Here is a 15,133-nt window from a genome sequence, read left to right as displayed (position 1 = left end):
CCGCGTGCATACTGGAACTGATGTCCGACAACCTCTTTACCATGCTCTCGGCCTACCGTGCGGGGTCCAGGGCCAGCCCCTTCGAGAACTACTGCACGAGCGCACTGGCCTACTTCCTCCGGGGCGGCCACCGCATGCTGAACGCACTCTTCGCCCAGGCCGCCGGCGTCGGCCCCGAGCCCCTCGCGCTCGTCGAAGTCCAGCCCCGCCTCGCCGATGCCGGCATCGCCGACCTCCTCCTCACCTACGAAGGCGGACGGCGTGTGCTCGTCGAAGTCCAGGTCGAGCCGGGCGCCGATGAAACCCAGCTCCCCGCCATGGAGGCCGTCGCCCGCCAGTGGGCCGAGCCGCCCGCCTTTGTCATGCTCGGGCTGCCCCGCGATGACGTCCCCGCGCCCTGGGCTGCCGTTACCTGGTACGAGGTCGTCGAAGCCCTCGAAGGCGACCCCGACCCCATCGCTGCCCAGTTCCGGCAGTTCGTCCTCGAGGACATCCTCGGCCTCGGCGAGGTTCCGCTCGATGAGGCGCTCACCACCAACCGCCTCCACGCCCTCATCGGTGCCGCCCTCCGCATGCGCTTCGGCCCCGGCGTCCGCTACGTTGCCAGCGCCTCCCGGCCGGTCGGCGGGCACTACCGCTACTTCGGCACCACCTTCGCCCTCCCGGGCGGCGAAATGACCTGCTGGGTCGGCCTCGTCAACGAGACCGTCCCCCTCGGCGAGCACTACCACCTCATGCTCGCCAGCAAAGACCGGTCGGTCCTCTTCTCCGTGCAGCAGCCGCGCGCCACCGGCGACTGGAAGTGGCCCTACTGGACCGGTGCGGGGCGGGTCGTCCGCCCGATCACCGGCGTCCAGGTCGAAGGGCTCCTCGAACGGCTCGCCGCTCCCTGACGGCCTCCGCTACAGCAAATCGCCGCCGCAGGCCGGGGCCGTCGTCCCGTGCTCCCGGTACGCCTTGATGACGTTCCGCCCCGTTGTCCACCGGTGCACCTCGTCCGGCCCGTCGACCAGCCGCTGCGAGCGGATCGACGTGTACCACCGTGCCAGCGGCGTATCGAGGCTGTACCCGAGCGCCCCGTGCAGCTGGATCGCCGTGTCGACCACCTTGTGCACCATATTCGCAAGGAACACCTTGGCGATGCCGTTCTCGTGGCGGATGTCCAGCCCTTTCTCCGCCTTGTAGGCGATGTGGAGCAGCATCAGCCGCGCGATGTACAGCTCGCTGGCGCAGTCCGCCAGCATCCACTGCACCCCCTGCCGGTCGGCCAGCAGCCGCCCGAACGTTTCCCGCTGTGTCACGTGCGCCACCGCCATGTCGAGCGCGCGCTGGGCCATCGCCACGTTGTGCATCCCGTGGCGGAGCCGCCCGTACGCCAGGCGGTGCTGCCCCATGGTGAAGCCGTTCCCCTGTCCGCCGAGCAGGTTCTCATGCGGCACCACGAGGTTCTCAATCTTCACTTCGGCGTGCCCGCCGCCGAGGATATGCGTCAAGGGACCCTCGACCGCCATCGTCGGAATGTCACGGATGATCCGGTAGCCCGGGTTCGGCAGCTCCACGATGAACGTGCTGAACTGCTGGTGCCGCGGCGCATCCGGGTCGGTCTTCGCCATCACCACCGCGATGTCGGCCACGCTCGCCGCGCTTGAAAACCACTTTTCGCCGTTGAGAATCCAGTTGTCGCCGTCGCGGACTGCCGTCGTCTTCATGCCGGTCGCATCGGAGCCGGCCGCCCGCTCCGTCATCGAGTAGCACACCCGCTTCTCACCGTTCAGCAGCGGCTTCAGGAACTTCTCCTTCTGGTAGTCCGTGCCGTAGGTGAGGATGGTCAGCATCGTCGCGTCGTCGGGGCCCTGCGTGTTCAGCGCCAGCGCGCCGAGGTAGCTCTCGCCGAGCTCCATCTGCACCAGCGCGTTTGCCAGCGGCCCCAGCCCCATGCCGCCCCATTCCTTCGGGATGAACGGGCACCAGAGCCCCTGCGCCCGCGCCTTCTGGCGGAGCTCCGCCAGCACCTCCCGGTACGGCTCCCCGTCGAGGAGCCGCTTCTCGGCGGGAATGCACTCGCTGTGCACGAACTCCCGCACCTTCTGGCGAATCGCCTTCGCGTCCTCGGGTATCTCAAAATCCACGGCCATCGCGCTGCACCTGCTCCCTTCGCTGGTTGGTCGCCGGGGAGCGGGCAGCCGCAGCCCGGCAAAGCCCGCCCATCATATGCGCTCAGCACGAGCGCTGCCTGCCAGCCTCAAATCCCGCTTCCTCCCGAGACCACCAGCAGCGACCCGCTCGTGTAGCTCGACGCGTCCGAGGCAAGGTAGAGCGCCGCCCCAACAATCTCATGTGGCTCCCCTCCGCGCTGGAGCGGGATCGACGTCCGCGCCCGCTCCTTGAACGCCTCCATGTCCCATGCCTTGGAAATATCCGTGAGAAACGGCCCGGGCACGATGCAGTTCACCCGAACCTTCGGGGCGAACGCCCGCGCAAATCCCACGGTCATCGCGTTCAGCCCGGCCTTCGCCGCGGCATACGGGATCACGTCCGCCGTCGGGTGCAGCGAAGCCGTGCTCGAAACCATGATGATTGAGCCGCCGCTCCCCTCCGCCATCCGCGTCCCTACCAGCGCCGTCAGCCGGAACGGCCCCTTCAGGTTCACATCGAGCACCTTGTCGTAGAGCGCCTCGGTCACGTTCGCCACGTGGTCGTAAATCGGCGACATCCCGGCGTTGTTCACCAGCACGTCCACCCGCCCGAATTCGTCATAGGCGACACGTGCGAGGTGTTCGACCTGCTCCCACTCCCCCACGTGGCACGCCACCGGAAGCGCCCGCCGGCCGGTCTCCCGCGTCACCGCTTCGGCCAGTCGCTCGCACGCCTCCAGCTTCCGGCTCGCGATAATGACGTCCGCGCCGGCGTGCGCGAACGCCAGCACCATCTCCCGCCCCAGCCCCCGGCTCCCGCCGGTCACCAGCGCGACCTTCCCTTCGAGGCTGAACAGCTTCGCAATGTCCACGGGCTTAGCTCCCTCTCCATCACTACGGGTTGCCGCGCAAGCCTACCGCATCCGCGCCGCGCTGCCCCCGCCGGAATCGCCACTACGCCGCCCACTCGGTACCCTTAGCAGCAGACGGGCCCACGCCTCTCCACACTCTCCCCGCGGAACAAAGACATGGCCAAAGTCGGCATCATGGAAACGGCCATCCGCGATGGCCACCAGTCGCTCCTCGCGACCCGCATGCGCACCGAGGACATGATCCCCGTCCTCGAGCTCATGGACTCCATCGGCTACCACTCCATCGAATGCTGGGGCGGCGCCACCTTCGATACCTGCCTCCGCTTCCTCAAGGAGGACCCGTGGGAGCGCCTCCGCGAAATCAAAAAGCGGCTCAAGAAGACGCCCACCCAGATGCTCCTCCGCGGCCAGAACGCCGTCGGCTACCGCCACTACGCCGATGACGTCATCTATGAGTTCTGCGACCGCGCCGTCCAGAACGGCATGGACATCTTCCGCATCTTCGACGCCCTGAACGACACCCGGAACCTCGAAACCGCCTTCCGCGCCGTCAAAAAGGCCGGCGGCCACGTGCAGGGCGCCATCTGCTATACCACCTCGCCCGTCCATACCGTTGACTCGTTCGCGAAGCTCGCCGACGAGATGATCGAAATGGGCGCCGACTCGATCGCCATCAAGGACATGGCCGGCCTCCTCAGCCCGATGATGGCGAAGGCCCTCGTCGAACGGATCCGCCAGAAGCACCCCGACATCCTCATCCAGATGCACTGCCACGACACAAGCGGCTTCTCCGAAATGGCCTACCTCATGGGTGTCCAGGCCGGCGCCAACGTCATCGACTGCGCCATTTCGCCCCTCGCCGGCGGCACCAGCCAGCCCGCAACCGAAACGCTCGTCGCCGCCCTCGCCGAAGACCCGGAGCACGCAACCGGCCTCGATATGGAGAAGCTCCGCCAGCTCGCTGATTACTTCCGCGGCGTCCGTAAGAAGTACTGGAAGTTCGAATCCGGCCTCCTCGGTGTCGATGCCGGTGTCATCTCCCACCAGGTCCCGGGCGGCATGATTTCGAACCTTGTCGGCCAGCTCCGCGAACAGGGCGCCGAGCACAAGCTCCCCGAAGTCCTCGAAGAGAACGCCCGAGTCCGCGCCGACCTGGGCTACCCGCCGCTCGTTACCCCCAGCTCGCAGATCGTCGGCACCCAGGCTGTCCTGAACGTCCTCACCGGCAAGCGCTATGCCACCGTCACCCGCGAAACGCGCAACCTCGCCAAGGGCATGTACGGCCGCACCACCGTCCCGATTGCCCCGGAAATCCTGAAGCAAATCCTTGGCGACGAACAGCCGATCGACCATCGCCCGGCCGATGACCTCGAGCCCGAGATGGAAAAGGCAAAGGCCGAAATCGCCGACCTCGCCGAAAGCGTCGAGGACGTGCTCAGCTACGTCATGTTCCCCCAGGTGGCACGCGAATTCTTCCAGTGGCGGAAGGAAGGCGGCGGTCCGGAGCGCGAACTCGTCGCCGCCGTCGTCGGCGCCATGACCATCTCCGAGAAGAAGCAGCAGGCTGCGGCCGCGCCTGCGCCTGTCATCGTCCCCAACGGCGACACCAGCAACTGGCGCTCCTTCGGGCGCCTCCGCCAGATGCGCTAAGGAGGAACCGCCAATGGCCAAAGTCACCATCGGAGGCCGCACCTACGAGGTCGAAGTCCGCGGCGACCGCGTCATCGTCGACGGCCACGAGTACCCCGTCACCGTCCGCGAAGAATCCGGCTACGTCACCGTCACCGCCGGCGGCGTGCCCTACCGGGTTCAGCTTCCCCCGCCCGACCAGCGCCAGAGCGGCATGGAAGTCCAGGTCGATTACCGGCCCTTCAAGGTCGAGTGGGAAGGCCGTCTCGGCGGCGGTCCCGCACCGCGTGAGCGAACCGCCGGGTCAGCCGTTGCCGCCGGCGGCGCGAAAGCCGCCGTCAAGGGTGCCGTCACCGCCCAGATTAGCGGCAAGGTCGTCCGCATCAACGTGAAACCCGGCCAGGCCGTCGCAAAGGGCGACGTCCTCCTCATCCTCGAAGCCATGAAGATGGAGAACGAAATCAAGGCCCCGGCCGACGGCACCGTCAAAGAGGTCCCCGTTGCCGAGGGCGCCCGCGTCGCCGAGGGCGACGTCCTCGTCGTTCTCGAGTAGCACCATCCTGCCCCGGCAAAACAGCACCGGAGGGGCCGCGCGTCGTCGTGGCCCCTCCGGCGTTCCGGCCCGATAATGACCCTGGGCCCGTAGCTCAGCGGTAGAGCAGTGGACTTTTAATCCATTGGTCGAGAGTTCGAATCTCTCCGGGCCTACCAGCTGGCAGCAGCCCCCGGTTTCCCTACGCCTCCTTCCCCTGTTCCTTGAGCCAGCGCTCCGCGCTTGCCGCGGTCTCGAAGCCGGCGAACTGCTCCAGCAGCGCCTGCAGGATTTCGTCCCGTGCGTCCCCGGACTCGGGCGCCGAACCCCGCTGCGAGAAGTCCAGCTGGTCCAGCACCGCTAACTTCCGCTTCAGCACGAACCAGACAATTTCGTCGAAGGTTCCCGGCGCCGAGACGTAGTACACGTTCACCATCCGGTTTTGCCCAATCCGGTACGCCCGGTCCTCAGCCTGCAGGTGGTTCGCAGGCACCCAGTCGAGGTCGTTGAAGAAGACGTGCGTCGCAGCCGTCAGCGTAATGCCCGTGCCCGCCGCCAGGATGTTCCCGACGAACACCCGCACCTCCGGGTCGCTCTGGAACCGGTCGACGGCTTCCTGCCGCGCCTTTTGCGACGTGTCGCCTGTCAGCCGCACCGCCGCCGGCCCGAACTCCGCCTGCAGCGTGTCCGCCACCGCGTTGAAACCGGTGAACACAATCGCCTTCTCGCCCTGCTCCAGGGCATCCCGGACGAGCCTCGCCGTATGCTTCGCCTTGTCCTTCGCCACCGCGTGCCGCAGCTTCGTCATCACCGGCAGCAGCTCGTTCCAGCGGACGTTCCCCTGGTACTTCTGCCGCTGCTGCTGCGCCAGCCCAACGAACTGCTGCTCCAGCTCGCGGTACTTGTTCGGGTCGAGCGGGACCGGCACCTCGCTCCGCAGCTTCGGCGGCAGGTCGAGCACGTCCTCCTTCCGCCGCGCCAGGATCGACCCCTCGGTCCGCGCTTTCAGCTCATCCAGGTTCGAAGCCCCGCTGAAATCCCAGCCGTAGCCGTCCCACTTCCCGTCGCAGTACCGCTTGCCGAACTCGATGTAGCTCACGCTGAGCGGGTGGTCGATCGCCCGCAGCAGGTTGAACAGCTCAATCGGCCGGTTCATCACCGGCGTGCCGGTCAGCAGGTAGCAGTCCTCAATCCGCTCCGCGATCGCCAGCGCCGCCTTCGAGCGCGCCGCCGTCGCGTTCTTGATGTAGTGCGCCTCGTCGAAGATCACCCCCGACCACAGGTTCCCCACAATCTCCGGCCGCTTCCGCGCCAGGAGGTCGTAGTTAATGATCGTCCACCGCGCCGGGATGACCGGGTCCGGCCCGTTGATAATCCGCACCTCCGCATCCGGGTAGACCACCTGGATCTCGCGGCGCCAGTTCAGCTTCAGCGAGGCGGGACAGACGACCAGCAGGTTCCCTTCGGGCCGCCGCTCGCCCAGCGCGATGATCGCCTGGCGCGTCTTCCCGAGGCCCATGTCGTCCGCGAGGATCGCCCCCCGCGACGAAGCGAGGAATCGCACCCCCTCCCGCTGGTGCGGGAAGAGCTCCGGGAACTTCACGATGATCTCCTCGGCATCCACCTGGCGGATCGCCGAGATCCCCACCAGCGACGCCAGCGCGCTCACGTCGGCCCCCGCCGCCTCGAGCGCCCGGTAGGCGTCGGCCGCCTTCCGCAGCGGGATCGTCCACTGCTGGTTCCGCCAGTCATACCGCGCCACCTTCAGCGACCGCATCGCCTGGACCAGCGGCTTCACCTTCGGGACGAAGAGCGCGATGTCGTTCCGGCGAAGGCGGGCCCCCACCACCGGCCGCTCTGCCGGCGCGGCGGCCTCGCCGCCGGCAGCTTCGTTGGTCGTCTGCTCATCTGCCATCCGCGTACACCTCCGCGAGGATCTGGCCGCCCGCGCCGCGGCTCCAACCGCCGCCGAACGACCGCGACGAGTGTGCGACATTGCCGCGACATCTCCTGTCGTATTCGCGCCAGGTGTCCGGGCTTCCGGTTATCCGCTCCTGTTCCGGGCCACTGCCAGCGCCAGCAGGTCATCCGCAAGCCGCTCGATGACGTCGCGCAGCGCCAGCCGTTCCTTCCAGCGCCGTGGGATGCCGTCCTCGCCCCAGTACGCCCCTGCGAGCTGTCCGGCAATGGCCGCCGTCGTATCGGCGTCGTTGCCCAGGTTCACCGCCCGCAGGATCGCCTCCTCGAACGAATCCGCGCCGGCGAAAGCCCAAAGCGCCGCCTCCAGGCTCTCGACCACGTAGCCGCTCCCCCGGATCTCGTCCTCTGACTTGCGCAGGTAGCCGCCCCGGGCGATGGCCGCAATCGCCGGCTCCCCGGCAAACCCCTCGGCATCGCCCAGCAGCACGGCCTCTTTCGGCGCCCCGGAGAGGGCGCGGCAGAGCATCCGCGCGAACAGCCGGCACGCATCGATGCACTCCGCAGCGCCGTGCGTCGTCCGCGAACTCTCCGCTGCCAGCCGCTCAGCCTCGTGCGCGTCCGGGTACCCGAAGAGCACCGCCGGTGCGAGCCGCATCAGCGAACCGTTGCCCGCCGTGCGCGGGTCCGGGCTCCCCGCGAAGGGCTCGCCGCTCTCCTCGAACCGCCGCAGCGCCGCACTGACCGTCAGCCCAATGTCGAAGCAGCGCCCGTTGCTCGCGAGATAGCCCGTGTCCCGCCAGCGGCAGTACCGCCGCATCTGGTCGGCGGCGTCGAACCCGCGGCGGCTCACCAGGCTCTCGGCCAGGCACAGCGCCATCGAGGTGTCGTCGGTCCACTCCCCGGGCTTCAGCCCGAACGGCCCCCCGCCGACCATGTCCCGCACCGGCTGGAAACTGCCGCGCGGCCGAAACTCGACCGTCGTTCCCACCGCGTCGCCGGCCGCCAGCCCGAGCATGGCGCCGCGGTAACGGTTTTGCAGCTGCATCCGCGTCACCTCCTGTCAATCCTCCGGGCTCCGGCGCGCGCCCGCTCCGGAGGCGTACCAACAGCATACGCACGCGGTGTCCCCGTTCGTGCGGAGCAGCGCCAAACGGCGCGTTTTGCCAAACTACAATCAGCAGGCGTACCAGGCCCCCGTAGCTCAGCGGATAGAGCAGTGGTTTCCTAAACCATGTGCGCAGGTTCGATTCCTGCCGGGGGTACCACTACCTCCGCCCCTCCTGCCGCGCTACCATCCTCCCACCACCCGGGAGGAGCAGCCGTGAGCTACCAGTACATCCTCGTCGACCGCGAGGGCCCCTACGTCACCATCACGATGAACCGCCCCGAGCGGCGCAATGCCCTCTCGCTCGGACACCTGCGCGAACTCCGCGACGCCTTCCGCAGCGTCGGCGAGTCCGATGCCCTCGGGGTCATCCTCGCCGGCAACGGCCCCGTCTTCTCTGCCGGCCACGATTTCTCCGAAATGGCCGGCGCCGGCCTCAAGGAGATGCGCGAACTCCTCTGGACCTGCACCGACCTGATGGAAACCATGCAGCGCATCCCCCAGGTGGTCATCGCCCGCGTCCACGGCCTGGCGACCGCCGCCGGCTGCCAGCTCGTTGCCACCTGCGACCTCGCCGTCGCCTCCGAAGAAGCCGCCTTCGCAACCCCCGGCGGCAAAGGCGGCTGGTTCTGCCATACCCCGCTCGTGGCCGTCAGCCGCAGCATCGCCCGCAAGCACGCGCTCGAACTCGCCCTCACCGGCGACACCATCGATGCTCACACCGCCCTCCAGTGGGGCCTCGTCAACCGCGTCGTCCCCGCCGAGCTCCTCGAATCCGCAACCCTCGACCTCCTCCAGCGCGCGACCCGCGGTTCCGCCTTCTCCAAGGGCGTCGGCAAGCTCGGGTTCTATACCCAGGTCGAAATGAACCAGCACGACGCCTACGCCTACGCCGTTGAACTCATGGCCGCCGCCTCACAGTCCGAAGACGCCCAGGAAGGCATGCGCTCCTTCCTCGAAAAGCGCCCGCCCGCCTGGCGCAACCGCTAGCCCCCGTTTCGCCTGTGACGTAAGTCAAATCCCCAGGCCGCCGGTCCATGCATCATCTCCGCATGATGCAGATAGTCGTGGACAACCGGGGCCTCGAGCCCCCGCAGCCAATGGTCCGCATCCTCCAGGCCCTTGGGCAGCTCGGCCCGGGTGATGAACTGGTCGCGCTGATGGACCGCGAGCCCCGTCTGCTGTACGCAGAACTCGAGCGTCGCGGCTACACCTGGGAGTTCACCGCATCCGAGGATGGCCCCCGCATCCGCATCTGGCGTGAGCCCGCGCCGTGAACGGAATCAACCCCAATGCGGTGCCCCCCGCGCGCGTCGTGGCGCCATATCTGGTAGCCGCTCCGCTCGGCCTCGCGATGGCCGGGGTCGCGCTGCTCACCGCCCCCGAAGGGACGCTTGACGGCCCATCCACTCCCGCGCTTCTCGCCGCAACCCACGGTATCGTGCTTGGCTGGCTCACCATGTCCATCATGGGAGCCACCCTCCAGCTCACAACGTCGGTGCTCGGCGGCCGCCCGCCCGCGGTGTCTCTCGCGATGTCGGCATTTGTCCTCTACGCCACCGGGGTCGCGCTCCTTGTGGGCGCGTTCGCCGATTGGCGGCTCCCGCTTCTCGCCGCGGGCGGCGGCCTTGCTGTGGCCGGACTTGCCTGCTATCTGGCCGCGGCTGCCCGTCCCCTCTGGACTGCGCGCCCGGTCAGCCCCGAACTCACCAGCCTCCGGCTCGCCCATCTCTGCCTGGGCGCCACCGTCGCCCTTGGCCTGACCTGGGCGCTCGCACTGCGCTTCGGCTGGTTTGCCGTGACCCCCGCGCTCGTGGCTGCCCACGCCCACCTCGGCATCATCGGCTGGCTGGCCATCGCCATCACTGGTGTCACCTACCGCCTGCTCCCCATGTTCGGCATCGTCCGCGGGGTTACTCCAAGATTCGCCAGGCAGCTCCCTGGCGCGCTCGCAGCGATGGCGGTCGTGGCATGCGCAGTCTATCCCCTCGACCCACCGCCTCTGGCCCGTGCCGGCCTCGAGGCTGTCCTGGCCGCGCTCGGTGGAGTCTGGCTCGCAGACGCCGTTCGCCTGTATCGCGGCCGGCTCCGGCGCAAACCCGACCTCTACAGCCGCGCCACGGCCGGCTCGTTCCTGTTCCTCGGCGCAGCCCTCGCTGCAACACCCCTTGCCGCGGCCTGGCCGGCCGATGCGCCGCCCGGGGCCCATCGCATCGTCACTGCCGCCGGCGTCCTTGTCTTGGGCGGCTGGGCCGGCATGACGCTGGTCGCCAACAGCTACAAAATCGTGCCCTTCATCGCCTGGTACCACCGGTTCAGCGCGCGTGCAGGCCACGAATCGGTGCCCGGGACTGCAGAGCTGTACTCCCGGCACATCGCGCACGCGGTGCTCATCCTCGTGGCCATCGGAACCATTACCGGCGCCGGCGCCGCCCTCTCCGGGGCACTGCCCGCACTCCGGGCCGCAGGGGCAGCCTGCACCGTCGCCGGCCTGTTCGCCACGGCGTCGCTTGCCGGCACCTTCGTGGTTCGGCCGGTCCCGGGCCGCGGGCCAGGGCCGAGACCGGCGGCACACACCGCTGGCACGTGACCCCGCTCAGAAATAACGCCGGAGCTCCTCAAGGCTCCGGATGAGATAGCGCTGCCGCTCGATGACGATAACCCCTTCGTCCTCAAGCCCCTTCAGCGTGCGGGCAACCACTTCACGGACGCTCCCGACCAGCGAGGCCAGGTCCTGTCCGCTCAGCCGTCGTTCCACCGCGATTCCGCCCGCCGTCTCGACGCCGGTCTCTTTCGCCGCGAAGTAGAGGTAGCGGGCCAGGCGCTGCTGTACGGTCTGGAGCGAAAGCTGCTCAACCAGCTCATTGAAGGCCCGGAGCCTGGCCGCGAGGTGCCGCAGGAGGCGCCGCGCGACCTCCGGGTAGCGTTCCACCAGGACCTGGGCTACTGCCAAGGGTACCAGCACGACGTCAGCCGGTTCGATCGCCTCAGCGCTCGCCGCGTTGGGTCCCCCATCGAAAACCGGCACTTCGCCAAAGGTCTCGCCGGCCGCCACAATCCGAAGCGTCTGCTCACGCCCATCCGGTGCTGTCCGGAACAGCCGCAGCCTCCCTCTCCGCACGAAGTAAAAGCCCTCGCACGGCTCGCCCTCGGCAATCAGCCGCTGCCGCTCGTCGAGCCGCACGGAGCGCAGTAACGGCGCCACAAGCTCGGCTTCCCGCGTCGTCAGCGGCGTGAAGTGCGGAATCGCGCGAACGTCCTCCGCAGTCGGCTGCATCCTTCCATTCTGCGCTGTCGTCACGCGTCGGCGAAGCATCGTTCTGCTGTGTTCGATGTGATCCATTCAATGCGTCGATAGGTCCGGCGATTCGCGCCCGAACGGCCCTTCGGAGGCATCCGCCGGCCCGTGACGATTGTCACAGCCCGCCGACTTCGGCAGGCGCACGCTTGGCCCAGACCACTGCACTGAAGGTGCCCGGAGGACCGCCAGTGGACCGACGCCAGTTCATCAAGCTCTCCGCCGGCCTCGCCGCTGCCGGCACCGCCGCCTACGCAGGGCAGCGTCTCTCGTTTCTCCAGGCAGCGCCTGGCGTCGCCAATCCCCTGCAGTATTACCCAAACCGTGGGTGGGAACGCCTCTACCGCGACCAGTACCGGTACGACAGCTCGTTCACCTTCGTCTGCGCCCCGAACTGCACCCACAACTGCCGCCTCCGCGCGTTCGTCCGCAACGGAATCGTCATCCGCACGGAACAGAATTACGACTGCCAGGATGTCGGCGACCCCTCCGGGAACTTCGCCACCGCCGCCTGGAACCCCCGCGGCTGCAACAAGGGCGCGACCCTCACCCGCCGCATCTACGGCCCGTACCGTCTGAGGAACCCCATGATCCGCAAAGGATGGAAGCAGTGGGCCGACGACGGCTTCCCGGCCCTCACCCCGGAAGCGCGCTCGAAATACCGGTTCGATGCCCGCGGACGCGACACCTTCGTCAACGTCTCATGGGACGACGCCTTCCGCTACGCCGCCCGCGGCCTCGAGGCGATCGCCCGCCGCTACTCCGGCGAGGAGGGCAAGCGCATCCTCCTCGAAGAAGGCTACCAGCCCGAAATGGTCGAGGAGATGGGCGGTGCCGGCACCCGCACCTTCAAGATGCGGGGCGGCATGGGGCTCCTCGGTGTCCTCGGCAAGTACGGCATGTACCGCATGTCGAACATGATGGCCCTCCTCGACGTTCACGTCCGGGGAGTATCCCCCGAGGAGGCACGTGGCGGCCGCAACTGGTCCAACTACACCTGGCACGGCGACCAGGCCCCCGGCACTCCCTTCGTCACCGGCCTCCAAAACTCTGATTGCGACTTCAATGACATGCGCAATGCCCGCCTCCACATCGGCGTCGGCAAAAACCTCGTCGAAAACAAAATGGCCGACGCCCACTTCTTCATCGAATTGATGGAGCGCGGCGGCAAGATTGTCACCATCACCCCCGAGTACTCGCCGCCAGCCACCAAGGCCGACTACTGGATTCCCTGCCGCCCCGGCCTCGGCGATACCGCCATCTTCCTCGCAATTTCGCGCATCCTCATGGAGCGCAAACTCTACGACGCAGATTTCGTCAAACGGTTTACCGACCTCCCGCTCCTCATCCGCACTGACACCCTCAAGCGGCTCGACCCGCGTGACGTCTTCCCGGGCTACCAGCCCTCCCTCGATCCGAATGGCCCCAGCTTCAAAGTCCAGGGCCTCACCAGGGATCAATACAGCAAGCTGCAGGATTACGTTGTTTACGACAGCAAGTCCCGGTCGCTCAGTCCCGTCACCCGCGACGATGTCGGCGACCGCCTGGCGGCGAAGGGCATCGACCCCCAGCTCGAATACACCGGCACCGTCCGGACCCTCGACGGGCGGGATGTCCAGGTCATGACGCTCTGGGAGGCGTACAAGATTCACCTCCGGGACTACGACGTCGCCACCGCGTCCGAAATCTCGGGCGCGCCCGCAGAACTCATCGAACGCCTCGCAAACGACATCGCCACCATGAAGCCGGTGGCCATTCATGTCGGCGAAGGCATCAATCACTGGTTCCATGCCACCCTCCACAACCGCGCGGTGCACCTCCCGCTCATGCTGACCGGGAACATCGGTAAACCCGGCGCGGGCATGTACTCCTGGGCCGGTAACTACAAGGCCGCCCTCTTCCAGGGCACTCCCGAGACCGGCCCCGGCTTCAAAGGATGGATCGCCGAAGACCCGTTCGAACCGAACCTCGACCCCGCAGCCCGGGGCAAGGACATCAAAGCCCACGCCTACACCAAGGATGAAGAGCCCGCATTCTGGGACCACGGCGACCGGGCGTTCATCGTCGATACCCCGAAGTACGGGCGGAAGGTCTTCACCGGGAAGACCCATATGCCCACGCCAACCAAGGTTATCTGGACGACCAACGTCAACCTGATCAACAACGCCAAGTGGCTGTATATGGTTCTCTTCAATGTCCTGCCGAAGATCGACATGATCATCACGCAAGACATTGAAATGACTCTTTCCTGCGAATACTCCGATGTCGTCCTTCCTGCCAATTCATGGCTCGAAATGCAGCAGGTGGAAGTCACTGCCTCCTGCCAGAACCCCTTCCTCCAAATCTGGAAGGGCGGCATCCCGCCGATGTTCGATACCCGCGACGACATCTCGATTATGGCTGGAGTCGCCAAGGCCCTCAGTGAACTCACCGGCGACGAACGCTTCGCCAACTACTGGAAGTTCGCGCTCGAAGGCCGGGCCGACATCTACCTGCAGCGTCTGCTCGACTCCTCGGGAACTACCAGCGGATACCGCGTCAGCGACATCCTCGCCGGAAAGTACGGCGAGCCCGGCTCTGCCCTCATGCTCTTCCGCTCGTATCCTCGGGTCCCCTACTACGAGCAGATTCACGACAGCATGCCATTCCACACCGATACGGGAAGGATGAACTCGTATTGCGACATCCCCGAGGCCCTCGAATACGGCGAAAACTTCATCGTCCACCGCGAAGGCCCAGAGGCAACCCCATATCTCCCAAACGTCATCGTGTCGTCGAATCCGCTCATCCGTCCCGAAGACTACGGCATCCCGCCCGACGACCTTGACCCCGAGCGCCGAACGGTCCGCAACATCAAGCTCCCGTGGAACCAGGTGAAGCAAACCCGCAACCCGCTCTGGGAACAGGGCTTCCGCTTCTACTTCCTGACCCCCAAAACCCGGCACACAGTCCACTCGTCCTGGTCGGTTACCGACTGGATGAACCTCTATGCTACCGACTTCACCGACCCCTACCGCGCCGACAGGCGCATGGCGAGCGTGGGCGACCAGCAGCTCCACATGAATCCCGAGGACGCACGCGAACTCGGTCTTGAAGAAGGTGACTACGTCTGGGTCGATGCCAACCCCGCCGACCGGCCCTTCTTCGGCTGGACGCCCGATGACCCCCGGTACAAGGTCGCCCGCCTGATGCTCCGGGTGAAGCTCAACCCCGCCTACCCCCGCGGCGTCGTCATGACCAAGCACGGCGGCTTCGGCGCCACCGAAAAGACCGTCCTCGCCCATGAAACCCGCGCCGATGGCCGGGCGGTCTCCGCCGACACCGGCTACCAGTCCAACTTCCGCTACGGCTCGCACCAGAGCGTCACCCGTGACTGGTCCATGCCGATGCACCAGACCGACCACCTTTTCCACAAGGCAAAAGTTGCCCAGGCCTTCATCTTTGGCGGCGAGGCCGACAATCACGCCGTCAACACCGTCCCCAAAGAGACGCTTGTCCGCATCACCAAAGCCGAGGACGGCGGCCTCAACGGCCAGGGTAAGTGGGCTGCCGGCCAGGACGGCATGTCGCCGGGCCGCACCAGCGCAGTCATGGACCGCTACATCGCCGGCAAGCTCGTCACCGTGAGGAGGGCCTGAATCC

At 67.1% G+C, this 15,133-nt stretch carries 12 protein-coding genes and 2 tRNA genes; 9 read left to right on the top strand and 5 right to left on the bottom strand.

What is annotated here, in order from left to right; all coding sequences use genetic code 11:
* The first annotated feature begins 20 nt into the window (after positions 1-20).
* A complete protein-coding gene (locus tag Tbon_RS01760) occupies positions 21-893 on the top strand; it encodes a hypothetical protein (protein WP_158066015.1) in 873 nt (290 codons plus the stop codon).
* Between the two features lie 9 nt (positions 894-902).
* On the opposite strand, the gene Tbon_RS01755 is transcribed toward Tbon_RS01760, so the two are convergent.
* Together Tbon_RS01755 and Tbon_RS01750 are read right to left on the bottom strand one after the other, a co-directional pair.
* Complete coding sequence (locus Tbon_RS01755; RefSeq protein ID WP_158066014.1) at positions 903-2,135, bottom strand: acyl-CoA dehydrogenase family protein; 1,233 nt, start codon at positions 2,133-2,135, stop codon at positions 903-905.
* Positions 2,136-2,242: 107 nt separating this feature from the next.
* Complete coding sequence (locus Tbon_RS01750; RefSeq protein ID WP_158066013.1) at positions 2,243-3,007, bottom strand: SDR family NAD(P)-dependent oxidoreductase; 765 nt, start codon at positions 3,005-3,007, stop codon at positions 2,243-2,245.
* Between the two features lie 156 nt (positions 3,008-3,163).
* On the opposite strand from Tbon_RS01750, the gene Tbon_RS01745 reads away from it, so the two are divergent.
* From Tbon_RS01745 to Tbon_RS01735, 3 genes are all read left to right on the top strand, one after another.
* The gene (locus Tbon_RS01745) at positions 3,164-4,657 is read left to right on the top strand and encodes a pyruvate carboxylase subunit B (RefSeq protein WP_158066012.1); all 1,494 of its coding nucleotides are present in this window, start codon (positions 3,164-3,166) and stop codon (positions 4,655-4,657) included.
* 13 nt (positions 4,658-4,670) lie between these two features.
* Positions 4,671-5,189 (top strand): biotin/lipoyl-containing protein, encoded by a 519-nt coding sequence (locus Tbon_RS01740; RefSeq protein WP_225734670.1) that lies wholly within the window; start codon positions 4,671-4,673, stop codon positions 5,187-5,189.
* Positions 5,190-5,272: 83 nt separating this feature from the next.
* Positions 5,273-5,347 (top strand) — tRNA-Lys (locus Tbon_RS01735).
* Between the two features lie 23 nt (positions 5,348-5,370).
* Here the strand turns inward: Tbon_RS01735 and Tbon_RS01730 are convergent.
* On the bottom strand, positions 5,371-7,083 hold the full coding sequence (locus Tbon_RS01730; RefSeq protein ID WP_192498054.1) for a DEAD/DEAH box helicase: 1,713 nt from the start codon (positions 7,081-7,083) through the stop codon (positions 5,371-5,373).
* A gap of 129 nt (positions 7,084-7,212) precedes the next feature.
* On the bottom strand, positions 7,213-8,133 hold the full coding sequence (locus Tbon_RS01725; protein WP_158066010.1) for an ADP-ribosylglycohydrolase family protein: 921 nt from the start codon (positions 8,131-8,133) through the stop codon (positions 7,213-7,215).
* Between the two features lie 145 nt (positions 8,134-8,278).
* On the opposite strand from Tbon_RS01725, the gene Tbon_RS01720 reads away from it, so the two are divergent.
* From Tbon_RS01720 to Tbon_RS01705, 4 genes are all read left to right on the top strand, one after another.
* Positions 8,279-8,353: transfer RNA gene (locus Tbon_RS01720), tRNA-Arg, on the top strand.
* Positions 8,354-8,463: 110 nt separating this feature from the next.
* Positions 8,464-9,183 (top strand): enoyl-CoA hydratase-related protein, encoded by a 720-nt coding sequence (locus Tbon_RS01715; protein WP_374761742.1) that lies wholly within the window; start codon positions 8,464-8,466, stop codon positions 9,181-9,183.
* A gap of 62 nt (positions 9,184-9,245) precedes the next feature.
* Positions 9,246-9,470: a DUF2249 domain-containing protein gene (locus tag Tbon_RS01710; RefSeq protein WP_225734668.1), complete on the top strand. Its 225-nt coding sequence runs from the start codon at positions 9,246-9,248 to the stop codon at positions 9,468-9,470.
* Positions 9,467-10,783, top strand: coding sequence for a hypothetical protein (locus tag Tbon_RS01705; RefSeq protein ID WP_158066008.1), 1,317 nt, complete (start codon positions 9,467-9,469; stop codon positions 10,781-10,783). Before Tbon_RS01710 ends, Tbon_RS01705 begins: the two co-directional genes overlap by 4 nt.
* Before the next feature lie 6 nt (positions 10,784-10,789).
* Here Tbon_RS01705 and Tbon_RS01700 read toward each other — a convergent pair whose 3' ends face one another.
* The gene (locus tag Tbon_RS01700) at positions 10,790-11,470 is read right to left on the bottom strand and encodes a Crp/Fnr family transcriptional regulator (RefSeq protein ID WP_192498053.1); all 681 of its coding nucleotides are present in this window, start codon (positions 11,468-11,470) and stop codon (positions 10,790-10,792) included.
* A 212-nt stretch (positions 11,471-11,682) separates the two neighbouring features.
* Here Tbon_RS01700 and Tbon_RS01695 point away from each other — a divergent pair, with 212 nt between their 5' ends.
* On the top strand, positions 11,683-15,129 hold the full coding sequence (locus Tbon_RS01695) for a molybdopterin-dependent oxidoreductase (RefSeq protein ID WP_158066006.1): 3,447 nt from the start codon (positions 11,683-11,685) through the stop codon (positions 15,127-15,129).
* Positions 15,130-15,133: the final 4 nt, after the last annotated feature.

The sequence above is a fragment of the Tepidiforma bonchosmolovskayae genome (assembly GCF_008838325.1).
Taxonomy (GTDB): domain Bacteria; phylum Chloroflexota; class Dehalococcoidia; order Tepidiformales; family Tepidiformaceae; genus Tepidiforma; species Tepidiforma bonchosmolovskayae.
The sequence above is the reverse complement of the archived record's forward strand: the minus strand, read 5'-3'. Positions and strand labels throughout refer to the sequence as shown.